This window comes from Actinomadura formosensis, from assembly GCF_050948385.1.
Taxonomy (GTDB): domain Bacteria; phylum Actinomycetota; class Actinomycetes; order Streptosporangiales; family Streptosporangiaceae; genus Spirillospora; species Spirillospora formosensis.
The window spans coordinates 1397871-1420759 of the sequence record NZ_CP192011.1 but is presented as its reverse complement, the minus strand read 5'-3'; the positions used below and the strand labels follow the sequence as shown (position 1 = coordinate 1420759).

The following is a 22889-nucleotide window of genomic DNA, read 5'->3' as shown; positions in this document are numbered from 1 at the left end:
TCGCGATGAGGTTCGGGCTTGTGGTGAACCCGGTCGCCGGGCTCGGCGGCCGGGTCGGGCTCAAGGGCAGCGACGGCGCGGCCGTCCAGGAGAAGGCCCGCGCCCTCGGCGCGACGCCGCGCGCCTCCGAGCGCGCCGCGCTGGCGCTGTCCGAACTGCGTTCCCGGCTCGGCGGCGACGAGATCACCGTGCTGACCGCGGCCGGGGCCATGGGCGCCGACGCCGTGGCCGCCGCCGGGCTCGTACCGGACGTCCGGTACGAGCCCGGCGACCCGACCACCCCGGCCGACACCGTGCGCGCCGCCACCGTGCTCGCGCCGCAGGTCGACCTGCTGCTGTTCGCCGGCGGGGACGGGACGGCGCGCGACGTCCTGGACGCGGTCGGCCGCACCGTCCCCGTGCTCGGCGTGCCCACCGGGGTGAAGATGCACTCGGCGGTGTTCGGGGCCACCCCGCGCGCCGCCGGGGAGGCGGCCGCGCTGATGGCCGCCGGCGGTGTGCGGCTCCGGGAGGCCGAGGTGATGGACCTGGACGAGGACGCCGTCCGCACCGGCCGGGTCTCCGCCCGCCTGTACGGCCATCTGCGGGTGCCGGACATCCCCGTGCGCGTGCAGCAGCGCAAGATGGGCAGCTCGATCACCGACCCGTCGGCGGTCTCCGGCATCGCCGCCGAACTCGCCGCCCGGACGGGGCCGTCCGGGCTGCTGGTGCTCGGCCCCGGCGGCACCACCCGCGCCATCGCCGCCGCGCTCGGCGCCGACGTCCCCGTGATGGGCGTCAACGTGCTGACCGGGGACCGGCGGGTCGCGGCGGCGGACGTGTCCGCCACCGAACTGGAGGCGCTGGTCCGGGCGTCCCCGGCGTGGATCGCGGTGACCCCGATCGGCGGTCAGGGCTTCCTGCTCGGCCGCGGCAACCAGCAGATCTCCCCGGCGGTGCTGCGCGCCGTCGGCCCGGACCGGTTCGTCGTCGTGGCGACCGAGGCCAAGCTCGCCTCGCTCGGCGGCCGTCCGCTGCTGGTCGACACCGGCGACGAGGACCTCGACCATGAACTGCGCGGATACCTGCCGGTGCTGACCGGGCACGGCAGGTTCGCCATGTATCCCGTCCGATGAAAGGACACGAAACGTGAACTCACTCGAAGGCAAGACCGCCCTGGTCAGCGGGGCCGCGTCCGGCATCGGGCGGGCCACCGCCGAGCTGATGGCCGAGCTCGGCGCGAAGGTCGTGCTGGCCGACCTGGACGAGGCGGGCGCGCAGGTCGCCAAGGCCATCGAGGCCGCGGGCGGCCGGGCGGTCTTCGTGCGCGGCGACGTCTCCGACGCGGCCGACTGCGAGCGGTTCGTCGCCGCCGCGCGGGACACCTTCGGCGGCCTGGACGTCCTGTTCAACAACGCGGGCATCATCCGCCGCTCCACCGTCCTGGAGATCAGCGAGGACGACTGGGACCTGGTGATGGCCGTCAACATCAAATCGATCATGTTGATGAGCCGGGCCGCGATACCGTTGATGGCCGCGGCCGGGGGCGGCAGTATCATCAACACCGGCTCGGGCTGGGGCATCCAGGGCGGCGCGCGGGCCGTGTCGTACTGCGCGTCCAAGGGTGCCGTGGTGAACATGACCCGGGCCATGGCGATCGACCACGGGCCGCAGAACATCCGGGTCAACTGCGTGTGCCCCGGCGACACCGACACCGGCATGCTCGCCGAGGAGGCCCGCCAGCTCGGCGGTTCGCTGGAGGCGTTCTACACGGACGCGGCGGACCGTCCGCTCGGCCGGGTCGGACGCCCCGTGGACATCGCGCACATGGTGGTGTTCCTTGCGGGCGACGCCGCCTCGTTCGTGAGCGGGGCGATCATCCCCGTCGACGGGGCCGGAACGGCGTGATCGACAGATCACTCGGGGAGAGGATGGCGACAGGATGGCGATCGACCGCCGGCCCCTGCGCGAGCAGATCAAGGACGAGATCCTAGAACGGCTGGCCAGGGGCGAGTTCGGCCCCGACCAGCCGATCAACGAGATGGCGCTGGCCGCCGAACTCGGCGTGAGCCGCACCCCGCTCCGTGAGGCGCTCATCGGCCTGGAGCGCGAGGGGATCATCCTGAGCGAGCGCGGCAAGGGATTCCGGTTCGCGCCGATGAGCTCGAAGGAGTTCGAGGACCTCACGACGATCGTCGCGGCGATGGAATCGCTGGCACTGGAACTGTCCGACCCCGGCCATCTCCGCGCGGTCGCCCCCCGGCTGCTGGAGGAGGCCCGCGCGTTCTCCGCGCCCGAGGCGGAGTACGCGGTGATCGAGCGCTACGACGACGCTTGGCACGATCTGCTGCTGTCGGGCTGCCCGAACGAGCGGCTGATGGACCTGATCACCTCGCTGAAGCTCACCATGCACCGCTACGAGCGGGTCATGGTGGGCGACTGGGAGATGCTCGAACGCTCGGCGCAGGAACACGAGCGGATCGCCGAGCACCTGGTGTCCGCGGACATCGAGGGCGCCGTGGAGGCGCTCAAGGCCAACTGGGAGAGCGGCAAGGACAGAATCCTCGCCCGCCTCTCCGAACGCTGAACCCCGCCTGCCAAGAGCGGCGACGCGGGTTCCGGCTGCCCTGAGCACCGGCATACGGCAGCGCGGAGGGACGGCCCCCTCCCACCGCCCCTCCGCGCGGTCTTCACGGGTTCAGAACCGCGAAGACGACCTTGCCGGCATTACCGGCCAGCGGCCGGACGCCCCAGCACAGGGCGACCCGGTCCACGATGAACAGGCCCCGACCGGCCTCACTGGCCGCGTCCGCCTCCTGCATGTACGGCAGAGCGCAGGCGGCGTCCTGGACCTCCATCCACAACCCGCCGTCCTCGGTGCGGTCCAACCGCAAGGTCACATCGTCATCCGACGCGGACGCATACCGCAGCGCGTTGGTGACCAGCTCGCTCGCCACCAGGCACGGCACGAAGTCGTCCATGCCCCACCGGCCGGTGACCAACCGCACGAACCGCCGCACCTCCGCGACAACTCTGAGGTCCTGCTTCACCACCATCTCGTTCTCCGCCGCCTCGCCCACGATCATCTCCTCACTATCTGTGATTTAACCAACACAGTGAGGCACTTTTCGTCTACGATGTGGCTGCCGTCACAAGGTGGCAGGCAAAGGAAGATCATTCTCAGTCTCGGAAGATGCCCACGAGAGGCAGGTGGCATGTCCCCCCGTCGCCAACGTCGCCCCAGCGAGTCCCCCGCCCTTATCGCCTTCGGCCGCCAGATGCGCCGCTTACGGGAGGCCAAAGAGGTCAAGCAGGAGACCATCGCTCACCTGACGCAGGTGAGCGGCCCGCAGGTCAGCAAGATCGAGAACGGCAAGAAGCGCGCTACCCGATCGTTCGTGGAGATCGTGGACGACTACCTGGAGGCCGACGGAGCGCTCATTAACCTCTGGGAAGACCTGAACAAGGACGGTCATCCCGTCCCGATCTGGTTCGACTGGCCGAAGATCGAGGGTGACGCAGCGATGCTGATCACCTATCAGCACTCGGTGATTCCCGGTCTGGCTCAGACTCCCGGCTACGCGCTGGCAATCCTGCACGGTAATCAGGAGGCTGCGGACGCTCGGATCAGCCGCCAGAAGATCCTCCAGGAACCGAGGGAGGACGGGGCCTCCCCACCGATCTACGTGATCCTGATCGACGAGCAAGCGCTCTACCGGCAGGTCGGCACCCCAGAGACGATGAGGGAGCAGCTAGAACACCTGGTGGACATGAGCATGTTGCCCAACATCACGGTTCAAGTAGTGTTGGGAAGCGGCGAACATGACGGCAACATGGGCGCATTTGTGCTCGCGACAATGGAGGACCGAAGCGAAGTCGCGTACATCGAGACAGCCGTCCGTCCTCTCACGACGGACGATCCCGCAGACCTCTCTGTTGTTGCACGGACCCTGGTCACCCTACGTTCACGGGCACTGACAGAAGAGATGTCACGTGAATTCATAAGAAAGGTGGTCCAAGAAAAATGGACCTGAAGAACGCCACCTGGCACAAGAGCAGCTACAGCGGCTCCAACGGTGGTGACTGCGTCGAACTGGCCGGGCTCCCCGGTGCGGTGGCGGTGCGGGACAGCAAGGACCCGGACGGCCCCATCCTCCTACTGAACCGCGCAGCCCTGCGCAGCGCGGTGCAGTCCACCCCCACAACCCGCTGACCGACCCCCCAATCCCCGCACATCGTTGAGTCGCGGCGAGTCGCCCACACCCCCACCCCAGGCGACCCGCCGCCCACCGACAAGCACTCCCAGAGCCCCGGCCGCTCCCGGCCGACCACACCCCACCCCCCTGACAAACCCCGCACCGCGTCCGACACTGACTCCATGGACCTGAAAAACGTCCACTGGCAGAAAAGCAGCCACAGCGCCTCCAATGGCGGCAACTGCGTCGAACTGGCAAGCATCCCGGCCACCAACTGGCGCAAGAGCACACACAGCGGCCCCAACGGCGGCAACTGCATCGAGTTAGCGGACGCAGCCGGGGTAGTGGCGGTGCGCGACAGCAAGGACCCGGACGGCCCCATCCTCCTGCTGACCCGCGCAGCCCTGCGAACGGCCGTCCGATCCACCTCCGAGACACACTGACCGTCCATCGGCGACCCCCAGCGGCCTCCCGATGCACTGAGCCGCGACAGTCATCTCGTCCCCACACCACGGACAACCGCCCCGACTTCCCGTTGACTTGCGGCGTGTTTCGAATGTGCTGGTCGCGAGACGGTGCCCTACTCATATTCGTGCTGCGACGGCCGAGAGGCGTGCTATACAAAGGCGGTGGCTGAGGGGAATGCCGATGTGGTCCACCGTGGGATGCTCAAACGCTCCGTGGACTCAAGCCGTTACCGGGGCCTGGTCCGGCCGGACAAGACCGTCGGGTGGGCGGTGGACGAGCTGGAAAAGGTCGAGCAGATGCGTGGGCGGCCCTCGGACGCATGGCCCACTACGACCGCACTTCCTGAGGCGCTGAACCGGCTCGCCGAATTGCTGACGGAGTTGGGGTGGGACGACCTCGCCTCGCTAGCACGTCGTGAAGAACTCATGGTGTATCGGGAGCTGGACGCCGGCCGACCGGGCGTCTTCGCCGGCAAGATCGCCCATGCCCTGGCCGCACTGCGCAGCAACCTCGTGGACATCAAGCGCTACGAGGAGGCGCTCGAAGTCGTCGATGAGCAGCTGCGGCTGTCAGACACCGACCGATCCGCGCAGGTAGAGGCCCCGAAAGCTCGGGAATGGCGGACGGTGCTCCTTGCCAGACTCGGCCGCCGTGAGGAGGCGGTGGAGTCCGCGGCCGCGGCTGTGGACGAGATCCGCGGGCGGCTCAAGCGCCGTGGGGGCGCCTCGGTGGACCTCGAACTCAGCCATGCGCTGGCAGCCTATGCGGATCGGCTTGACGCCGTCGGCCGCGTTGCTGAGGCAGCGGAGGTGACCGCTGAGGTCGTGGCTTATTGGCGGGAGCGTTCCGATTCCACGGCCAAGTTCCTTACAACGGTGGATCTGCTCAGCGAACGACTGGTCCGGAGCGGGCGGACCGAAGAAGCGGGCGTGTGCATCACCGAGGCGATGCAGAAAGTCCGGCGCCGTAAACCTCACCTTGAGTTGGCAGGTACCTGGCACGGCTTCAGCGTCCGTCTGCTCTCGCTGGGTCTGCCTAAGAAGGCCCTGGACGCCGGTAAGGAAGCGGTGAACCTCTACCGTGAAATCGCGCATTGGGCTCAAGAGAATCACCGGAAGGTGGAGGCGGAAGACGACTGGGACCACGACCCTCGCTATGCCGAGTGGTATCTGCGCCAGCGGCGACAGGAAGAACTGGAATCGTCGCATGAGCGCGTCCGCCGGGCCGAGCGGAACCTGCATGACGGGCTGCTCACCCTGAGTGCCTGCCTGCGCCGGCTCGGCCGCATCGACGAGGCGGCGGCAGCGGACGCCGAGGCCGCCGCAGTCTCCACGCACACGGCACGTCCATCGGGCCAAGTTCCACCGGACCCGGCTTAGGATCTGCCAGCGGCGGAGCAGGTCGTACACCCGCCCCACGGCCCATGCCTCTCGGGCATATCCCGCCCTACGCCACGTACCGAGAGCATCGCATGCGCAAGATCGACTTCCGATGCACGCCCTGGGACGGGTTCCCGCCCGGGACCCGGAACGGAATCAGCCCGCTGCGTGCGCGGCGCCGTGTGATGGGCCGCGCTCGGCTGCGCGGGCGCGCAGATAGGCCACGACGAACAGCACGCTGGCGCCGATTTGGAAGACGAAGACCGGTGCGAGGTAGGGCAGGCGGGTCAGGCCGCTGTGCACGGCGTATCCGCCGGAGGCGATGAGGCCGATCAGCACGGGGCACACGGTCAGCAGCAGCACCCCCCGCCGCTCCACCGGCCTGCGGTCGGCCCAGACCAGCAGCACGGTCCATCCGGCCATCAGGGCGGCGGCGATACCGGCGGCGTACCGGTAGTCCGAGCCCGGCGCGAACCCGTCGAGGCCGAGCATGACCTCGGCGGCCTTGGGGACCAGCAGCGGAATGAGCGCCAGCGCGTCCGCCACCGCGCCGATCCAGTAGGCGGCGTGCAGCAGCCGGGGGACTCGGTTCATCGGGTGCCACCTTCCTGAGTGCCGTCCGAGGTCTTCGGCGCGACGACGAGCGACTCGCGGACGAAGGTCCGCAAGTCCAGAACGAATCGTTTGAGCGTCTCCAACTCGGCCTCGGAGTATCCGTCCAGGCACCTGGCCAGATCCTCGCCCAGCCGGCCGCGCAGGGCCATGATCTCCTCAAGGAGCGTCCTGCCCAGCGGCGTGAGCGTGATGGTCGCGGAGTTCTTGCGGGCGCGGTCCTTGCCCACGACCAGGACGCCCTTGCCGGCCAGCCGCAGAAAGGTCTGCGAGACCGCGCCCTTGGAGATGCCGAACTGCCGGGCCATCTGGGTGAAGCTCGCACCGTGCATCGCGCTCACGAGCATGTGCACCTCGCTGGGATACAGCCGTACCCCTTCGGCCTGCACGACCTGCTTCTTGTCGAAGTACAGGACCGCGTCCAGGACGTCGATGAGCACGTCCCCGATCGCCGCCTCGCCATCATCACTCACTCCGCGAGTTTAGCATCTAAACCCAGACCCTGCGGGCCGCGAGACGAAGTGCCGGCGGCACGGCATCCCCGAGCCGGGGGCCCGCAGGTCAGCAAGATCGAGGCGGACGAACCGAGGCCGATCACCTATCGGCACTCGGCGATTTCCGGCCTGGCGCAGAGTCCCGGCTACGCGCCGACAATCCTGCACGGCCATCAGGAGACGATCTGTCAAGGTCGAATGACCGTAGCCCAGTCACAGTCTTGTATCAGCAGCGAACCAAAAGCGATGTCCGTTAAAGGAATTTTGTGCGCATCGGATGATGGGTTCTTTCTTTCGGCGGGCCATTGAGGTTCGGCGGGCTTTGCTGACCGATTATGGTCAGCCGTTCAAGGCGACATATCGGGCAGGGCCGGAAAGATGATCTCCCGGGTCGTTGATGATGCGGATATGACGCGGAGTGCGGTGGCATGGGCCGGCGGCCTGGTGACGGCTATGGCTTTCGGCGGGATGGCGGTGTACTTCGCCGTGGTCAGGCCGGATGATGCCGACAAGTCGGCCAGCATGATCGGGTTGTTCGCAGCGGTGGCCGGGATGGGGGTCGCCGTATACGGCGCGGTCGCCGCTCGGCGCGCACGGCGACGCGCGGCCATGGCCGACGCTCCGGCGGAACGCGCCGCGCGGCCATATGTGAAGCAGTTGACCGTCCAGGTCACCGGCAGCCGCGGAATCCTCATCGGCGATCACGGGCACCAGGAGAACGTCTTCCACGTTGATGTGCCGGCGGTGCTGTGGGCGTCGCTGGTGACGCTGATCGCCTCGGTGCTGGCCGTGGGCGCGGGCCGGCTGTACTTCGACTGGTTCTCGCCGGAATTCGCCCCCAACTACCGGACCCAGTTCCTTGTCGACGCGGCGGACGCCGCCGATCCGGCCGGGCTCGCCGCGGTCACGACGTCGCTGCGCAAGGCGATCGGAAATTCCGGCGACCACGATGCGCTGTCTTTGCGTCGGTTCGGCGGCGAGTGCGGCACGTCCGGCAACACCACCAGACTGGCCGGCTTCGCCACCGGCAACCGGCAGAAGATCACCAACGAGGCGGCCCGGATCCGGGCGGGCGGCGGGCCGACACTGGTGCGGGGGATCGTGGAGGCGGTCGAGGATTTCTCCAAACCGCTCACCAGCAAGGCCCGGCAGGTCGACAGGATCATCGTGGTGACCCGGCATGGCGTGGACGCCTGTGACAGCGACACCTCCTACGTCGAGAACGAGATCCGCGATCGGATCGGCGCGGCTGGACTGTCCCTGGAGTTCCGGCTGATCGGCTACCAAGTTCCTGAAGGGCAGCGCCGCACGCTCGACAGAATCGCCACGGCGGCCAAAGCACCGCGGCCCGCCTATGTGAAGAACGCGACAGAGCTGCAGCGGACCCTGAACTGGTACGCCAACACCGAACCGGTACTCAAGGGTGCCCAGTCGATCGTCGACACCCTTAACACCACGGTGACCCAGGTGAACACGGCCGTACAGGCGATCGTGAACGGGCGCCTCGACCTCGCGGACAGCACTCTCGGGCGGGCGAGAAAGTCGGTGGACGGTACGGCCGCGCAGTTCGGCGACCTGGCTGCCCGGGCGAAAGACGTCACCGCTCGCGACGTGCGTGACCGCGCCCTTCGGCTGCGCGAAAAACAACGGCGGGTCGTCGCGGCGGCCGATGCTCTGCTCAAGGCCGCAAGGGCCGGGTCGCCGCTCGACCCGCAACTGACGGTGTTCCAACAGGCGGCGAAGGACTACAACAACGAGGTGAACGGCATGAACCAGGCCCTGGCCCCCCTCCGCGCCAACCCGGCGAAGAAACCGTGACCGGCATTTCATCCGCCCACCGCAGGCGTTGGCCCCGAGTGTTACTGATCATCCTGGCGGCCGTCGCGCTGTCGGTCGGCGTCGCGGTCTTCCTGGTGATGCGTGCGATCCCGGAATACCGAACCGCGTTCCTCGTCGATGCCTCACTGCCTAAGGACGACAAGCAGTTCACCGCGATCGCAAACGCCGTCGGCTCGGCCGCGCAGAACTCCGGCGACCACGACTCCCTGTCCCTGCGCCGGTTCGGCGGCTCCTGCGGCACCAGGACCAACACGTCCCAGATCGTGGGCGCGGGCACGGGTCATGCCCAGGAGATCAGCAGGTCCGTGCAGACGCTGACGCCGTCGGGTAACGCCACACTCGAAAGCGGCATCCTCGCTGCGGTCGACGATTTCTCCGGACGGTACCCCTTCCGAGGCGGAAAGCAGAATCGGATCATTGTGGTGACCTCCCATGGCGTTGATGCCTGCACGGCCGACCAATCCGCGCTGCAACGCTCGGTCCGCAAGAAGGCGGAGGACGCCGGGGTGCAACTGGACTTCCGATTCATCGGCTACAAGGTTCCGCAGAAGGAGCGGCAGCCCCTGGTCAAAGTCGCCACCGTCATCAAGGCGCCAAAACCGAATTTCGTCACCACATCAACAGCGCTCAACGCGACGCTCAAGACGCTGACTGTTCCCCCCTCCGTGGAGGGCAGGCACGTCAAGACCCCGACGTCGAGCCCATCCATCACCTCTTCGCCGTCCGAGGGAAATATTGTTGGCTCCTATGCGCTCAGTGACGGCACACTCGAAGGAAAAGTTCCGAATACCAACTGGTCCTGGGTCTTCGAAGAGGAGCGCAAGAACCGCAAGTCAGCCGAGATCAAACCAGGGAAGTGCACCGGCCGGCCATGCGGAGTCATCCTGCACTGGGACACTTCGGTGGTCGCACACGGCGGCGGGTATTCGCCTTATGATGACCTTCCCCTCAGGCATATGCCGGACGGCTCTTATCGCTGGTACGACCACGGCACTTTCCAGGGCGTGCAGATAAAGCCGACGCTGGTCGAGGGTGGGATTGTCAAGAAGTTCACCGTCTCGAAGGTCGAGGGAACCGAAGAAAATCCAATCACCCTCGCCTGGCAGGCGACGCGAGTGCGATGATGAAAGGTGACCATGGACGCAGTAACAGCGGTCGTCGCCGCGCTTGGCGCGGGTGCCGCGGCAGGTCTCAGCGACACCACGGCCGCGGCCGTCAAAGACGCCTACACCCGGCTGAAGGAGCTGGCCGCGGCGCGGGTCGCCGGGAACAGTGCCGCCGAACTCGTTCTCGCCCGGCACGAATACGACCCGGCCTGGAAAGTTCTGCTGGCGGAGGCGCTGCTGGACAATGGCGCGGACAACGATGCTGAACTACTTGAGGCCGCTCAGAGGGTCCTCGGCCTCCTCGCTGAAGGACGGACGGCCAAGTACAACGTCGTGGCGAACGACTCGCAGGGCGTCCAGGTCGGTGACCACGGACGGCAGCGCAACCGCTTCGGACCCTGAACACCAGGTAGTCGGGGCGCTTCGCTGATCACCGCGGCCGTTGGTCGGTTCTCACAGCCGCGACGCCGCTCGATGCCGACCGCCGGCCCGGCCGAGGAGACCCCTTAGCCTTGCCGGCCGGGGCGCGGTGGTGAGTGATCAGACGCGCCCGTGTGCGGGTGCGTTGCCGTACTTCTCGGCTGTACAGCAGCGTTACGGACCGCCCAGGTACGGGATCGCCGCTACAGGTCCTCATCGTCGTTCAACGCTCGCATGACCCAGTCGAGAGAGCCGGCCTTCTGCGCCTCCTCGGCGAGACGCCTGGCGGACGCGGTCTGGAGTTGGGCGAGTGAGCTGTCCACCCACGGCCGGGTGTTCTGGTTGCCGTGCTCCCGGTACTCGATGGCCTGGATGAGGCACTCCAGCTTGTCCGCGTCACGGGCGCACATCGCCTCGGCACTGGCCTTGCCCTCGTACTCCGCGACGGCACCCGTGACCAACGCGGCGACCGCCTCCGGCAGGCCGCGCGTCTGACGCCCGGTGACCTCCTCGTTGGACGCCTTAGTCACGTACGGCCTGGCCAGGTAAGGGATATCGGTGAGACGCGTCTCCTGGCTGTCGTGGAAGAGACTGAGCAGCGCGGCACGCTCGGGATCGGCGCCCTCCATCACGGCCAGGACGCTCGCGATGATCGCCGTACGGAGCGAGTGGTCGGCGATGCTCTCGGGGTCCTTCACGCCCGCGACAAGCCAGCCCGTGCGCTTGTAGCGCTTGAGAAGCCCGATCTCGTACAGGAAACCCGCCAGCCGCTCCGTTTCGTTCGCCATGCCCGTCCTTACTCTCAACAACCGCCCGCCATACGTAGACCGTAGAGGCTGACGCGCCGCCAAGGTGCCCACCCAGGACTACAGACAGGCGGGCAAGGCCACCCACCGGGCGAACCCGCGCTGCCCTGCGGGTCCGGCCGCGCCGCGAATGGGAGGACCATCACGGCCCGGCAGGGACCTTCGCCCGTGGACGCATCCACCCGGACGGCCGACCATGAAGGCGAGAGACGGAGGCCGCCATGCCCAACGAGAAGCCCGATCCAACACTCCACGATCGGCTCGGTCGCTGGGTCGCCGCAGGGTTGATCGACGCGGACCAGGCCGCGCGGATCGAGGCGGCGGAGCGGGCGGACCGCCCCCGCGGCACACGGGACGGCCGCACTCCGCTGGTCGTCGAGGCACTCGGCTACCTCGGCGGTGCGCTGGCCGTCATCGCCGGATTCCTCGCCGTCAACGAGTTCTGGCCGGACATCCCCACCGTTGCCGAACTGGCGTTCGCCGCGGCCGGCGCGGCGGCGCTGCTGCTGGCGGGCGCCGCCGTACCGACCGGCCGTGACCCGGCGCTGGAGCGTCTCCGCGGCGTCCTGTGGCTGCTGTCGACCGCGTGCCTGGCCGCGTTCACCGGACTGCTGGGCGCCAAGGTGTGGCACATGGAGCCGACCAGCACCGGGACGCTGGCATCGTCGGCCGCCGCCGTGTACGGCCTCATCCTGTGGAGACGGACCCGCTCGCCGTTGCAGCACCTGGCGGTCTTCGCCGCCCTGGCCGTCGCGGTGGGATGCGGGATCGCGCGTGCCGACGCCGACCTGGTCCTGTGGGGACCCGGGCTGGGCGTCTGGGGGCTGTCGGCCCTGTGGGGGCTGGCCGCGCACAAGGGCCTGGTACCACCGCGCACGGTGGGCCTCATCGCCGCGGCGGCCGGGCTGCTCGTCGGCGCGCAACTCACGATGGAGACCGCGGCCGGGCACGTGCTCGCGCTCATGACGGTCGCGGGGCTGGTGACCGCGGGGGTGATGGCGCGCAGGGTGTGGCTCGTGGCGTTCGGGGCTTACGGCATCGTCCAGATTCTCCCCCAGACCGTGGCCCGCTACCTGCCCCAGTCCGCCGCCGCCCCCATCGCGGTGTTCTCGGCCGGCGTGGTCCTGCTCGGCGCGGCGCTCTGGCTGGCCAGGCACCGCGGTCCCGGCCAGGACCTTCCCCGTCCGCCGAAAGCGCCCTCGGAACCACCGGAAGCGACTCCGGGCGTACACCGAACCCGACGGACCGGACATCCCACGGAAGAGAAACGCAGATAACCGAGCGCAAAGTTCGCGACGTGATGCCCGCACCGCCGGTGACGGTGAACGCGACGCGACCATCGTCGAGGCCACCCCGCTCATTGACATGCGCCGGGCTCGGCCAACCGGCGGCGGATCTGCACGGTAAGCCGGGCGATCTCCGCGTCCTTGCGCCTGTTGTCGGCCGCCAGCCCCTGTGCCAGGGCGATCAGCTCCGTACGCGACAACTCCTCTAGACAAGACACCCAAGATCACGCCACGCGCAGGCCGTAACGATCAAAAAGACAGACTGTCACCCGACCCGCACGCCCGTCACCTCCATGCCCGGCCTGAATGCTTATACACCGACGTCCATCGGTTCCCATAAACCGGTAGTCAGGCAAGCGATATATCGGAAGCCCGGAGCGTAAGGGCAGGCTGCCACCCCGGGGAAAGCTAGAGAGGTTCAATAGTTGGGGTTACCGATTGGCAGGTGGGTGTAGGCGAGGAGGCCGGTAAGCAGGGCGGGCCGGTGCTGGATGTGTTATGAGCTGGTCGATGGTGTGTTTGGCGAGATTAGCAGGGACCGTTTCAGGTGTGACCACACGCCCTCGACGGGGTTGAGTTCGGGCGCGTAGGGCGGCAGGTAGAAGACGGTCAGCCAGTCCGGACGGCCAGGCAGCGGCACATCCGGGCCGAGCGGTGGGTGTTGAGGACGCCTCCTGAGTCTCACAGTTGTCCCACAGACCACGATCGGCCCGCCGAGCTGCTGATGAGCGGCATCCAGCAGGGCTATGTAGTCGCCTTCGTCCAAGCCCTTCTTCTCGCCGGCGCGACCACGGTAGGCGTGCGCCCGCTAGAACAGGTGGGGACGGTCGCCCGGCTTGACGGCCACAAACGCGGCCAGCGAGACCCGGTGGGTGCCGCGGGCGGTGACGCGCACCACCGGTGTGTGTCCGCGCCGTTCCCAGGCTGTGCCTTTGGGCGGCCTCAGTCCCTGGCCGGCTTCGCCCTCGAAGCAGATCCAGGCGCCCGGGTCGCCCGCGGTGTTTCCACCGTCGGCAACACTTCTGCCCGCCACCGGTCGATCTGCTGCTCGTCGCGCTCGGCGGGACGGTGCCTGCACGCTCCACCCGATCCGGTGCAGCAGCACGTCCACACCGGCTGGGGTGTAGGCGACAGCGAACAACTCCTAGATCACCGCGGCGATCCGAGCGAGCGTCCACCGCTGATCCTCAGTCCAGCCGTGTACGGCCGGCCTCCAACGCCTTCTGCAAGCAGGTCACCTGCTCGTCAGTCAATTTACACTTCGCGCCGCCCGGTCCCTTGGAGGTCAGCGCGGCCGTTCCGCCCGCCTGCCAGGCCCCGCCGCCACCGGTTCACCGACATCCGCGACACCCGGAACCGGCGCCCGATCTGCGCATCCGACAGGCAGCCCTGCACGAACAACCCTGCGGCCTCCAGCCGCAGGGCCTCCCGCCGCGCCCGCTCCACAGCGCTCAACCCACTGCCTTCGCCATACCACATCCACCAGGGGTAACCCACCCACACATCACAGTCCAGTAACCGTCAAGACACATTCGGTAACTCTAACTAGTGCGGTTACCTCGGAGGAAGATGCACCGGGACGATCACTGAGCATGACGCTTGGATCACTCAAGAGATTCTCGAGTGTGCGCCGCAACTGCGTTCGCTGCCATCGCCTGACACAGGTCCCCCGCCGGCAGGTGTCCACCAGAGGCCACACAGCCCCTACCTTGTGGCACTGCAGTGGCACAAGGTGGCCACAAGTCCTGCCTTCAGGATATCTATTGAGGCCTTTGTGTTTCTGGGCGCGCGGACGCGCAGGTTTTCCAGTTAGTTTACAAGAAAAGAATGATCTTTGTCAATCTTTACAGAGTGGATCTTGGTGCTTACACTTTCAGTCATCCTTTGACAGAAGTGCCCCGGCATGGGTATTTCATTGCTTGGTCTCCATCTCGGGGGCCCAGGAGAGGAATGATGCACAAAGGAATCCCCTCGCGTGGCCGTTGGCGCGCAGGACTTCTGGCGGGAGCGCTGGTGACCGGTGTCATCAGCGGCCTCACCGTCAGCGACGTCAACAACGCTCACCCTGCGGTCGCGGCAGAAGCGGACCCGGCGCCGCTGAACCTCACCAAGTCCGGGCAATACCACATCGCCCGAGCCCGGCTCGCCAACAACATCAAGATCGAGGCGAACGCGACCACCGCGGTGACGGTCGCTGGCGTCGGCGGCCTCCCGGCCTCCGGCCTGGCGTCCGTGGCGGTCAACATCAGCGCCAAGGGTGACTGGTTCAACAACGGTTCGCTGAAGATCTACCCCAGCGGGCTGACCGAGCCCAATGCCACCGCGCTCAACTACAACTCCAACTTCTACCTTGCCGACATGCTGACCACCAAGGTCGGCGCCGACGGCAAGATCAACATCATCAACAAGAGCAACCAGCCGGTCAAGGTCTACCTGGACGTTCAGGGCTACACCCTGAACGAGGAGAACCCCTACGTAACCAAAGGCAGCACCTACGTGCCGCTCAACCCCTTGATGCTGGTGACCAATCAGAACATCGACGGCAATGGCAACTTCGAGCTTGCGCCACTAGGGCAGTCCGGCATCCCCGGCGAGGGCGTGGATGCCGTCGCACTGAACATCTCCACGCTCAGCCCTCGCGACAGCGGCACCCTCCGTGTGTACCCGTCCGACGAGGGCTGGCCGCTTGACGCGACCATCGACTTCGTGCCCAACCGCAAGCTCCAGAACTCAGTGATCGCCAAGGTCGGGACCAACGGCAAGATCAACATCCACAACTTTGCCATGGGCGCCACCAGCGTCTGGGTTGAGGTCACCGGCTACTTCGCCACCGCCGGAACCGTGCCCGACCACCTGGCTCTCAACGCCGTTGACCCAACCCGCGTCTCCAATGAGGCGTCTCTCCCCGCCGGCGGCGACCAGACGTTGAAACTCACCCAGGTCGGCGGGGTACCTGCCGACGCCGACGGTGTAGGTATCAACCTCACCGCCAAGAGCGACTCCGGGGCCGGTGCCCTACAGGTCTACCCAGCCGGGACAGCCAATCCCGGCTCGCAGACCGTCAGCTACCAGGCCGGCAACCAGATCAGCGGCTTCACCTTCGCCAAACTGGGCACCGACGGCCAGATCACAATCCACAACGCCGGTTCGGCCTCCGTCACCGTGTCGGTCGACGCCTACTCCTACACCAAACTCGTGCCCGAGGTTGAACCCACCGACGCGGTCATGCCCATGTCGGGTGGCACTTACCTGACCAGCGTCGCCGAGGTGCCTACGCAGGACTGCAGGGTGGCAAGCGAGGCCACCGGCACCGCACTCGGCGACAACTGTGTCAGCGGCACCGAACTCACCGTCGGCCCCGAGAGCGACATCCCCTCCACACCCGAGGGGACGGTGGTTCCTTCCCCCCCGTTCGCGTCCCAGCCTCGAAGCACGGTCGGGGTCGCGGCCAGGTGGAAGTACCGCAAGGTCGTTGCCCATTCCTGCTACTCCACCAAGCGCCCCAGGTGGGGCAACGGATCGGGCTGGAAATGCTCGGTCGCCAAGTCGAAGATGACTGGCGAGTTCAAGTACAACGGTAGCCGGGTCTACATCAACTGGTATGACTGTGTCCACAGCGACAACTACCTTGCCGAAATCACTCAGACGTGGTGCGGCTGGTGGAACAACGGCGCCGGAGCCAGTGGTGGTACCAGGTACATGAACATCGGCTTCAACGCCAAGGTCAGTTACATGAGGTACGTCGCCAGACCATACTGGCTTAGAATCGACGCATGGCCCAGTGGGAAGGTCTCCCTCCGGGGTGGCTCCTGACGAGCCGGTCTCAGTCGTTCCGCCGAGAAAGGAACCCCAATGCCCTCAGCAGTACCGGCGCTCGTCCAGATCCTCATCGTGGTCGGCGCGGTCGCGGTTATCTTTTCGGCAGGCACGGCGTTCTTCAAATACACCGCCAAACGTCACCAGAAAAAGTGACACTCTGATCTGAAAAGATCCATCGCCCCGCCATCGGAAAGTAGCGGGGCGATGGCGCATGGAGCGCCCCGAGTTGGTTGCTTGAGTTCAAGGAGTCGTTGCAACACTGAAAGGATGCATTCCCACTGCGGGAAAATTCTCTCGCGTGAGTACGAGGAAGCTTTCCACCGGTCACGCTACAGTTGCCCCGACTGGCTGAGAAGGTGCATGTCCCGCCTGGACACCACTGCAGCGCCTTGACGACTTAGCGCCATCGGCGGTCTAGTCCGGCTCCAGTGACCTCGCTCGGCGCAGTGAACTGACCTTGTCAGGGCTCCAAGAGGAGGGCGCCACACCACACTGGGCCGAAGCTACCGCCCGGCCACAGATCGGCCATGTGCGGGAGGTCTGGAGAACCTGAGAACCAGTTCACCAGGAACTCTGTCACAGTGATCTGGAGAGGCTCCTGGTCAGCCCACTGGTCGCCTCGTCCCCACAGCACGATCGGCCAGTCGTCGGGCCGGCCGACGGTCAGCCAGCCGAAGTGGTCGGCGTCGATGGTGTTGCCCCATGACAAGAACCCGCCAGGTTCCGGCCATGCCGCCATGGGATAGCTGTCCGGATGAGCTTCCCTCAGCTCTCGGTAGACATTCCCAGTGTGTACCGCCCCCTTAGCCCAGCTGCCACCCGCGTATCGCGGGTCCATCACCCCCAGGTATTCGAGGCGGCGCGTGTTCTCGCCTCTCCAGTCGGTTCCGTAGCCGCCGATCTGGAAGTTGCCGTACCGCTCGACCAACAGCATGAAGTCCGCAGGAAGGGGGCTGCCGAGCTCGGCGAACACGGTGTCCCAGCTCTTGGTCCCTAGGTCGGGAACGCCCGGAGGGGGAACGAGCGCCACAAGCTCGTCCAGCTTGGTACTGAGTTCTGTCATCCGACGTGTCATACACCAGATGGCGAGTGCTGGTAAGTGTGACTGGTCGCTTAGGTCATAGTGCGCGGTGCATCACCTTCGATTCGCGCTTGCCCCTCGGTACTGGGCGCTCCCGACCCGCCCCTCACGCCCAGGCCCTTCTGGACCTGGCAGTCGCTCTCATGCGTAACTGCGGTGGCCGACCGATTCTCCTCCTCGACAAGCCCATCGCTGATCTCGAAGCCCAGTTGACGGAGCATGTACGCCCATGAGAGCCCCGGTCCGCTGGAGCCGAGAGATCACTAAAAGAGGCGTTAGGGACTGCGGCGGCGCTGCCCGCGCCAACCTGAAAGCCGTCATCACCTGGGTGATGGCCGCTTGGGGCACACCCGCGTTCGCGCCATCCCATATCAGCGGCCGAGCCGCTCGGTGGCGGAACCAACGGTGCGGGCTCGGGACGTTGGTGCCACAGGTGCACCCTCAGAGATCAATCTTGCGGCGCGCACCGGCGGAGTGGGGCCTACGTCGCGGCACTACGACTGCGTCGATGTGGAGCGAGGGTGGCGTTCTGGTGGCCGGATCGTGCCATCTGGTGTCACTCAGTCTTGGTGGCAACGTGGCAGCAAATGATCAGAGGCCGGTCTAGGATTTCTCCGGAACCGGCCTCTGACCTGGGATGTCTCGGTGGAGCTGAGGGGATTTGAACCCCTGACCCCCTCGATGCGAACGAGGTGCGCTACCGGACTGCGCTACAGCCCCGAGGACTCCGTAAGGTTAGCAAACATCGGGGGGTGCTCGCGCACCGGTTATTCGCCGACGGCGCGGCGGTCGTCGGCGTACTGGTCGAAGACCTCGTCGGGGGCGACGAGGTCGATGACCTCGGCGGGTTCGGTGGTCTCGGCGGCACGGCGGGCCTCCCGGGCGCGGGCGCGGGCCGCCGCGCGGGCTCGGGCGGCGGCGCGGCGGTGGGCGGCGTCCATGCCGACGGCGACGCGGAGGAGCGCCAGGTGGCCGGCCAGGAGGGCGGCCGGGGGCAGCGTGACCCACCAGGGCGCGACGCCGGACGCGACGACGGCGACGGCGGTGAGGACGAGCAGGGTGAGGCCCGCGGTGCGGCGGCGGCGCCGGGCGATGATGGTGGCGCGGGTGACCCGGCGATGCGGCTGCGGGACGTCCTCGGCCGGTGTTTCCTCCTCCTCGTCGTCTTCGGGACGCTTGTGGAGGATCCGGGAGATTCCGGTCGTCTCGGTGTCGCGGCGCAGCCACATGGGTACGAGAACGATCGCCCAGACTGCGACAATGGCGAGATACAGGACGGTGCTGCTCACCGGCCCCACCATCCCGGGGCACGCTCAAGAAGCGGACCGACTTTCGGCGCGCGAACGTGCGTTGGGAGCAGGGCCACGCCCCGCACGGTACGAGGGGCTGTCAGAGGTTGACGAGCATGAGGGACGGTGTGTCGCGAAATCGATCGCGCCGTTACTCTCCGTTTGCCGGGCCTTCTCGTTCGCAGGTTTCTTACGGCGGGAAAGTCATGGGCGGTTCATGCGCGGCGGGGAAATGCCTGTTTGCGCCCGGCGAGCCAGCGTGCGCGCAGGCCACCGGGCACGTCCTCGACGGTGAGGGCGTAGCAGATGTGGTCGCGCCAGGCGCCGTCGATGTGCAGGTGGCGGCGCCGAATTCCCTCTTCCCGGAATCCGAGCTTTTCGACGACGCGGCGGCTTGCGGCGTTCTCCGGACGGATATTCGCCTCCAACCGGTGGAGGCCGACGGTGAAGAAACAGTGGTCGACGGCGAGCGCGACGGCGGTCGGAATGACGCCGCGCCCGGCGACGCCCTTGTCGACCCAGTAGCCGATCTGCGCGGACCGGGCGGAACCCCAGACGACCGCGCCTATGGTGAGCTGGCCGACGAATTCTCCCTCGTACGTGACGACCCAGGGCAGCGCGAGACCCTGCCGGGCCTCGCGGCGCATGGTGTGGACCATGCTGAGGTAAGGTCCGAGGCCGCTGCGGAACAGCGGCGTCTCGGGGTTGGTGGGCTCCCAGGGGCGGAGCCAGTCGGCGTTGCGCACCCGCAGCTCACGCCACACGGCGGCGTCGCGGTGCCGCAGCGGGCGCAGTCCTACAGGGCCCTCGGTCAGGGTGACCGGCCATCCCCGTAAACGTTCCACGGTTCCATGATTCCCTGGTCGGACGTCTGAACGCCATCAATTCTCCCCGAGAATCCGGGCACGCGGGACGTTCGTCGCGCCCGGCACCCGTGTTCCGTCCCCACGCGACGCCTGCTCTTCAGGGGCGGGGGTGGTCGCCGCCTCCCAACTGGTCCACCGCGTGGGCCAGGACGCGGCCCAGGACGGTCATGCCGTCGCGGACGCCGCCGGTCGAGCCGGGCAGGTTGACGATGAGCGTGCGGCCCGCGACGCCGGCGAGGCCGCGGGAGAGGATCGCGGCGGGCACCTTCTCGCGGCCCTCCAGCCGGATCGCCTCCGCGATGCCCGGTATCTCCCATTCGATCACTCGCCGGGTCATCTCGGGGGTCTGGTCGGTCGGGGTGAGGCCCGTCCCGCCGGACGTCACCACGACGTCATAGCCGGTGCCGACCGCGTCCCGCAGCACCTCGGCGACCGGCTCGCCGTCGGGGATGACCACCGGGCCGTCCACCTGGCAGCCGAGGTCCTCCAGCATCTCGACCAGCACCGGTCCCGACTTGTCCGCGTAGACGCCCGCCGCCGCCCGGTTCGAGACCGTGACCGCCATCGCCCTGATCATCGCCGCCACACTCCCGTCTTGCCGCCGGTCTTCTCCTCGACCCGCACGTCGGTGATCACGGCGGCGGGGTCGACGGCCTTCACCATGTCGACGAGCGCGAGCGCGGCGACGCTGACGGAGGTGAGCGCCTCCATCTCGACGCCGGTGCGGTCGGCGGTCCTGGTCACGGCCTTGATCGCGACGCCGTCGTCCCGGACGTCCAGGTCGACGGTGACAGCATGCAGTGCGATGGGGTGGCACAGGGGGACGAGGTCGGGAACGCGTTTGGCCCCCATGATCCCGGCGATGCGGGCCACGGACAGGGCGTCGCCCTTGGGGATGTCACCGGCGCGCAGTAGGGCGACGCACTCGGCCGACAGGCGGACGAAGCCCGTCGCCGTCGCGGTCCGGGCCGAGACGTCCTTCGCCGACACGTCGACCATGCGGGCCGCTCCCGCGTCGTCCAGGTGGGTGAACTCCGTCATGACGGCAACCTCATGACCTTGACGTGGGAACCGGCCGGCATGACCTCGACATCCTCCGGAAGCTCGATGAGCGCGTTCGCGGACGAGAGCGAGCCGAGCTGGTGCGAGCCCTGCACCTCGGCCGCCGTGACGGTGTAGGACCCGTGGCTGAACGACAGCTTGCCCCGCAGATAGTGCCGGAGCCCCGCGGGCGACTGGACGTCCTCGGCGAGTACTGCGGTCACGGTCTGCAGGGGGTCCGGCGCCAGCCCCTGCATGGCGAGCAGCGCGGGACGCACGAAGACCTGGAACGACACGTATGCGCTTACAGGGTTGCCAGGGAGCGTGAACACGGGCGTGCCGTCAAAGAGGCCGAACCCCTGCGGCTTACCGGGACGCATCCGCACCTTGTGGAAGCCCACCGTCCCGGTGCCGGTCAGCACCTCCTTGACGACGTCCCTGGTGCCCATGGACACGCCGCCGGTGGTGACGATGGCGTCAGCCCGGACGAGCTGGTCCTGGAACATTTCCAGGACCTTGCCGGGCTCGTCCTCGACCGTGGCCTGCCGGATGCCCACTCCGCCTGCCTCGATCACGGCGGCGGTGAGCATGAACGAGTTCGACTCCCAGATCTGACCCGGCGCCAGAGAAGTTCCGGGCTCGCGCAGTTCGTCGCCTGTGGCCACGACCACGACGCGGGGCTTCGGGCGTACCGTCACCCGGGCCCGCCCCACCGCCGCGATCATCCCGAGCTGGGGCGCGGTGAGCCGCGTGCCCGCGTCCGCGACGATCTGGCCTGCGCGGACGTCCTCGCCGGCGCGCCGGATGTAGTTGCCCGGGGGTGCGGCACGGAAGACCTGGACGGTGGCGCTTCCGCCGTCCGTCCACTCGACCGGGATGACCGCGTCGGCACCGGCGGGCAGCGGCGCGCCCGTCATGATCCGCGCGGTCAGGCCGGGCCGGATCGCCGGCAGGCCGGAGTCGCCCGCGACGATGTCCCCGACGACGGGCAGCGCGACCGGGGCCGCGTCGGTCGCCGCCGCGATGTCCGCCGCGACGACGGCGTAGCCGTCCATCGCGGAGTTGTCGAACGGCGGCACGGGCACCGGCGCGGACACGGGCTCGGCGAGCACCGTGCCCTGCGCCTCCAGCAGCGCCAGCTCGTGCGGCGGCAGCACCTTCACGCTGCCGAGGATCTCCGTCAGATGCTCATCGACCGTTCTCATGACCACGTTCCCAGTCTGGCCGCTGTCAGGCGGTCCCGGGACCGCCCGCGCCGCCGGAGCCGTCCTGCTTCCGGACGAATTCGCGCAGCCACGGGATGAACTCCGGCGCCAGGTCGGGACGTTCCGCGGCGAACTGGACGACCGTCCGCAGGTACTCCAGCTTGTTGCCGGTGTCGTAGCGGCGGCCCCGGAACTTGACGCCGTAGACGCCTCCGCCCTGGTCGGCGGGCATGTCGGCGAGGGTGCGCAGCGCGTCGGTCAGCTGGATCTCGCCGCCGCGTCCGGGCGGGGTCTTCTCCAGGACGTCGAACACGGCGGGGTCGCAGACGTAGCGGCCGATGATGATCCAGTTGCTCGGCGCCTCCTCGACGGCGGGCTTCTCGACGAGGTCGGAGATGCGGACGACGTCCTCCTCGTCCGTCGCCTCGATGGCCGCGCACCCGTAGGCGGAGACCTGGTCGGGCTCGACCTCCATCAGCGCGATCACACTGCCGCCGTACTGGTCGCGCACCTCGATCATGCGGCGCAGCAGCTTGTCGCGCGCGTCGATCATGTCGTCGCCGAGCAGCACCGCGAACGGCTCGTTGCCGACGTGCTGGCGGGCGCAGTGCACGGCGTGCCCGAGCCCGCGCGGCTCGCCCTGCCGGACGTAGTGCATGATCGCGAGGTCGCTGGACTCGTGCACGGCGTTCAGCCGCTCCTCGTCGCCCTTCGCGCGCAGCGCCTCCTCAAGCTCGTAGGCTCGGTCGAAATGGTCCTCGATGGACCGTTTGCTGCGGCCGGTGACCATCAGGACGTCGCTGAGGCCGGCGTCGACCGCCTCCTCGACGACGTACTGGATCGCCGGTTTGTCGACGACGGGCAGCATTTCCTTGGGGGTCGCCTTGGTGGCGGGCAAGAATCGGGTACCGAGACCGGCCGCCGGGACGACCGCCTTGAGTACAGGTGCAATGTCGGCCATGTACCGACCCTAGCCATCGTGAGGACGACAGCGTGCACGACA

At 67.7% G+C, this 22889-nt stretch carries 26 protein-coding genes, 1 tRNA gene and 1 pseudogene; 12 read left to right on the top strand and 16 right to left on the bottom strand.

Annotated elements, in window-relative coordinates; genetic code table 11:
* Positions 1-5: 5 nt before the first annotated feature.
* Genes ACQP1N_RS06730 through ACQP1N_RS06720 form a run of 3 tightly spaced genes read left to right on the top strand, consistent with a single transcriptional unit; the run spans position 6 to position 2566 of the window.
* Complete coding sequence (locus ACQP1N_RS06730; protein WP_433229693.1) at positions 6-1115, top strand: ATP-NAD kinase family protein; 1110 nt, start codon at positions 6-8, stop codon at positions 1113-1115.
* Between the two features lie 13 nt (positions 1116-1128).
* Positions 1129-1887, top strand: coding sequence for an SDR family NAD(P)-dependent oxidoreductase (locus ACQP1N_RS06725; protein ID WP_433229691.1), 759 nt, complete (start codon positions 1129-1131; stop codon positions 1885-1887).
* A gap of 34 nt (positions 1888-1921) precedes the next feature.
* Positions 1922-2566 (top strand): GntR family transcriptional regulator, encoded by a 645-nt coding sequence (locus tag ACQP1N_RS06720; RefSeq protein WP_433229689.1) that lies wholly within the window; start codon positions 1922-1924, stop codon positions 2564-2566.
* 103 nt (positions 2567-2669) lie between these two features.
* Here the strand turns inward: ACQP1N_RS06720 and ACQP1N_RS06715 are convergent, their stop codons facing one another.
* On the bottom strand, positions 2670-3059 hold the full coding sequence (locus ACQP1N_RS06715) for an ATP-binding protein (RefSeq protein WP_433229687.1): 390 nt from the start codon (positions 3057-3059) through the stop codon (positions 2670-2672).
* A 135-nt stretch (positions 3060-3194) separates the two neighbouring features.
* On the opposite strand from ACQP1N_RS06715, the gene ACQP1N_RS06710 reads away from it, so the two are divergent.
* The 4 genes from ACQP1N_RS06710 to ACQP1N_RS06695 all read left to right on the top strand — a co-directional run bounded on the left by ACQP1N_RS06710 (position 3195) and on the right by ACQP1N_RS06695 (position 6022).
* Positions 3195-4013: a helix-turn-helix domain-containing protein gene (locus ACQP1N_RS06710; RefSeq protein WP_433229685.1), complete on the top strand. Its 819-nt coding sequence runs from the start codon at positions 3195-3197 to the stop codon at positions 4011-4013.
* A complete protein-coding gene (locus ACQP1N_RS06705) occupies positions 4004-4192 on the top strand; it encodes a DUF397 domain-containing protein (RefSeq protein ID WP_433229683.1) in 189 nt (62 codons plus the stop codon). The genes ACQP1N_RS06710 and ACQP1N_RS06705 overlap by 10 nt, the downstream gene beginning before the upstream one ends.
* Positions 4193-4357: 165 nt before the next feature.
* The gene (locus ACQP1N_RS06700; protein ID WP_433229680.1) at positions 4358-4618 is read left to right on the top strand and encodes a DUF397 domain-containing protein; all 261 of its coding nucleotides are present in this window, start codon (positions 4358-4360) and stop codon (positions 4616-4618) included.
* Between the two features lie 294 nt (positions 4619-4912).
* Positions 4913-6022: a hypothetical protein gene (locus ACQP1N_RS06695; RefSeq protein WP_433229677.1), complete on the top strand. Its 1110-nt coding sequence runs from the start codon at positions 4913-4915 to the stop codon at positions 6020-6022.
* A gap of 156 nt (positions 6023-6178) precedes the next feature.
* On the opposite strand, the gene ACQP1N_RS06690 is transcribed toward ACQP1N_RS06695, so the two are convergent.
* A complete protein-coding gene (locus ACQP1N_RS06690; protein ID WP_433229674.1) occupies positions 6179-6616 on the bottom strand; it encodes a hypothetical protein in 438 nt (145 codons plus the stop codon).
* Positions 6613-7107 (bottom strand): MarR family winged helix-turn-helix transcriptional regulator, encoded by a 495-nt coding sequence (locus ACQP1N_RS06685; RefSeq protein ID WP_433229671.1) that lies wholly within the window; start codon positions 7105-7107, stop codon positions 6613-6615. The genes ACQP1N_RS06690 and ACQP1N_RS06685 overlap by 4 nt, the downstream gene beginning before the upstream one ends.
* Before the next feature lie 399 nt (positions 7108-7506).
* Here ACQP1N_RS06685 and ACQP1N_RS06680 point away from each other — a divergent pair, with 399 nt between their 5' ends.
* From ACQP1N_RS06680 to ACQP1N_RS06670, 3 genes are read left to right on the top strand one after another with little or no spacing between them, the layout of a single operon-like run.
* The gene (locus ACQP1N_RS06680) at positions 7507-8946 is read left to right on the top strand and encodes a hypothetical protein (protein WP_433229668.1); all 1440 of its coding nucleotides are present in this window, start codon (positions 7507-7509) and stop codon (positions 8944-8946) included.
* A 38-nt stretch (positions 8947-8984) separates the two neighbouring features.
* Entirely contained in the window at positions 8985-10091 is a 1107-nt protein-coding gene (locus ACQP1N_RS06675) for a hypothetical protein (protein ID WP_433229665.1), read from the top strand.
* Between the two features lie 12 nt (positions 10092-10103).
* Positions 10104-10475, top strand: a complete 372-nt coding sequence (locus tag ACQP1N_RS06670) for a hypothetical protein (RefSeq protein ID WP_433229662.1) — start codon at positions 10104-10106, stop codon at positions 10473-10475.
* Positions 10476-10696: 221 nt separating this feature from the next.
* On the opposite strand, the gene ACQP1N_RS06665 is transcribed toward ACQP1N_RS06670, so the two are convergent.
* A complete protein-coding gene (locus tag ACQP1N_RS06665) occupies positions 10697-11281 on the bottom strand; it encodes an HD domain-containing protein (protein WP_433229660.1) in 585 nt (194 codons plus the stop codon).
* Between the two features lie 239 nt (positions 11282-11520).
* On the opposite strand from ACQP1N_RS06665, the gene ACQP1N_RS06660 reads away from it, so the two are divergent.
* Entirely contained in the window at positions 11521-12576 is a 1056-nt protein-coding gene (locus ACQP1N_RS06660) for a DUF2157 domain-containing protein (RefSeq protein ID WP_433229657.1), read from the top strand.
* An 80-nt stretch (positions 12577-12656) separates the two neighbouring features.
* Here ACQP1N_RS06660 and ACQP1N_RS06655 read toward each other — a convergent pair whose 3' ends face one another.
* The 4 genes and pseudogenes from ACQP1N_RS06655 to ACQP1N_RS06640 all read right to left on the bottom strand — a co-directional run bounded on the left by ACQP1N_RS06655 (position 12657) and on the right by ACQP1N_RS06640 (position 14040).
* Positions 12657-12785, bottom strand: coding sequence for a hypothetical protein (locus ACQP1N_RS06655; RefSeq protein WP_433229654.1), 129 nt, complete (start codon positions 12783-12785; stop codon positions 12657-12659).
* A 329-nt stretch (positions 12786-13114) separates the two neighbouring features.
* Positions 13115-13198 (bottom strand): annotated as a pseudogene (locus ACQP1N_RS06650) (transposase); the annotation flags it as partial.
* 195 nt (positions 13199-13393) lie between these two features.
* Positions 13394-13696 carry a hypothetical protein gene (locus ACQP1N_RS06645; protein ID WP_433229651.1) on the bottom strand — a complete coding sequence of 101 codons (303 nt, stop codon included), beginning with the start codon at positions 13694-13696 and terminating at the stop codon, positions 13394-13396.
* 143 nt (positions 13697-13839) lie between these two features.
* A complete protein-coding gene (locus ACQP1N_RS06640) occupies positions 13840-14040 on the bottom strand; it encodes a hypothetical protein (RefSeq protein WP_433229649.1) in 201 nt (66 codons plus the stop codon).
* Between the two features lie 558 nt (positions 14041-14598).
* Between ACQP1N_RS06640 and ACQP1N_RS06635 the strand changes: the two genes are divergently transcribed.
* Positions 14599-16398, top strand: coding sequence for a hypothetical protein (locus tag ACQP1N_RS06635; RefSeq protein WP_433229647.1), 1800 nt, complete (start codon positions 14599-14601; stop codon positions 16396-16398).
* 466 nt (positions 16399-16864) lie between these two features.
* Here the strand turns inward: ACQP1N_RS06635 and ACQP1N_RS06630 are convergent, their stop codons facing one another.
* The 8 genes from ACQP1N_RS06630 to galU form a co-directional block, all read right to left on the bottom strand.
* Positions 16865-17467 carry a hypothetical protein gene (locus ACQP1N_RS06630; protein WP_433229644.1) on the bottom strand — a complete coding sequence of 201 codons (603 nt, stop codon included), beginning with the start codon at positions 17465-17467 and terminating at the stop codon, positions 16865-16867.
* 664 nt (positions 17468-18131) lie between these two features.
* A tRNA-Ala gene (locus ACQP1N_RS06625) sits at positions 18132-18205 on the bottom strand.
* A 47-nt stretch (positions 18206-18252) separates the two neighbouring features.
* Positions 18253-18774, bottom strand: coding sequence for a divisome protein SepX/GlpR (gene sepX / locus ACQP1N_RS06620; RefSeq protein ID WP_433229641.1), 522 nt, complete (start codon positions 18772-18774; stop codon positions 18253-18255).
* A gap of 215 nt (positions 18775-18989) precedes the next feature.
* Positions 18990-19619 (bottom strand): GNAT family N-acetyltransferase, encoded by a 630-nt coding sequence (locus ACQP1N_RS06615; RefSeq protein WP_433229638.1) that lies wholly within the window; start codon positions 19617-19619, stop codon positions 18990-18992.
* 118 nt (positions 19620-19737) lie between these two features.
* Positions 19738-20205 (bottom strand): MogA/MoaB family molybdenum cofactor biosynthesis protein, encoded by a 468-nt coding sequence (locus ACQP1N_RS06610; RefSeq protein WP_242608843.1) that lies wholly within the window; start codon positions 20203-20205, stop codon positions 19738-19740.
* A gap of 8 nt (positions 20206-20213) precedes the next feature.
* Positions 20214-20681, bottom strand: a complete 468-nt coding sequence (gene moaC / locus ACQP1N_RS06605; protein WP_433229636.1) for a cyclic pyranopterin monophosphate synthase MoaC — start codon at positions 20679-20681, stop codon at positions 20214-20216.
* The gene (glp, locus tag ACQP1N_RS06600; RefSeq protein ID WP_433229634.1) at positions 20678-21886 is read right to left on the bottom strand and encodes a molybdotransferase-like divisome protein Glp; all 1209 of its coding nucleotides are present in this window, start codon (positions 21884-21886) and stop codon (positions 20678-20680) included. The genes moaC and glp overlap by 4 nt, the downstream gene beginning before the upstream one ends.
* Positions 21887-21911: 25 nt before the next feature.
* A complete protein-coding gene (galU, locus tag ACQP1N_RS06595) occupies positions 21912-22847 on the bottom strand; it encodes a UTP--glucose-1-phosphate uridylyltransferase GalU (RefSeq protein WP_067794213.1) in 936 nt (311 codons plus the stop codon).
* Between the last annotated feature and the right edge of the window lie 42 nt (positions 22848-22889).

Bases quoted from the DNA above. Each gene is read 5' to 3' on its own strand.
- ACQP1N_RS06730 (WP_433229693.1), top strand. From the start codon at position 6: ATGAGGTTCGGGCTTGTGGTGAACCCGGTCGCCGGGCTCGGCGGCCGG.
- ACQP1N_RS06720 (WP_433229689.1), top strand. From the start codon at position 1,922: ATGGCGATCGACCGCCGGCCCCTGCGCGAGCAGATCAAGGACGAGATC.
- ACQP1N_RS06710 (WP_433229685.1), top strand. From the start codon at position 3,195: ATGTCCCCCCGTCGCCAACGTCGCCCCAGCGAGTCCCCCGCCCTTATC.
- ACQP1N_RS06705 (WP_433229683.1), top strand. From the start codon at position 4,004: ATGGACCTGAAGAACGCCACCTGGCACAAGAGCAGCTACAGCGGCTCC.
- ACQP1N_RS06700 (WP_433229680.1), top strand. From the start codon at position 4,358: ATGGACCTGAAAAACGTCCACTGGCAGAAAAGCAGCCACAGCGCCTCC.
- ACQP1N_RS06690 (WP_433229674.1), bottom strand. From the start codon at position 6,616: ATGAACCGAGTCCCCCGGCTGCTGCACGCCGCCTACTGGATCGGCGCG.
- ACQP1N_RS06680 (WP_433229668.1), top strand. From the start codon at position 7,507: ATGATCTCCCGGGTCGTTGATGATGCGGATATGACGCGGAGTGCGGTG.
- ACQP1N_RS06670 (WP_433229662.1), top strand. From the start codon at position 10,104: ATGGACGCAGTAACAGCGGTCGTCGCCGCGCTTGGCGCGGGTGCCGCG.
- ACQP1N_RS06665 (WP_433229660.1), bottom strand. From the start codon at position 11,281: ATGGCGAACGAAACGGAGCGGCTGGCGGGTTTCCTGTACGAGATCGGG.
- ACQP1N_RS06660 (WP_433229657.1), top strand. From the start codon at position 11,521: ATGCCCAACGAGAAGCCCGATCCAACACTCCACGATCGGCTCGGTCGC.
- ACQP1N_RS06630 (WP_433229644.1), bottom strand. From the start codon at position 17,467: ATGACAGAACTCAGTACCAAGCTGGACGAGCTTGTGGCGCTCGTTCCC.
- ACQP1N_RS06610 (WP_242608843.1), bottom strand. From the start codon at position 20,205: ATGGCGGTCACGGTCTCGAACCGGGCGGCGGCGGGCGTCTACGCGGAC.
- moaC (WP_433229636.1), bottom strand. From the start codon at position 20,681: ATGACGGAGTTCACCCACCTGGACGACGCGGGAGCGGCCCGCATGGTC.
- glp (WP_433229634.1), bottom strand. From the start codon at position 21,886: ATGAGAACGGTCGATGAGCATCTGACGGAGATCCTCGGCAGCGTGAAG.
- galU (WP_067794213.1), bottom strand. From the start codon at position 22,847: ATGGCCGACATTGCACCTGTACTCAAGGCGGTCGTCCCGGCGGCCGGT.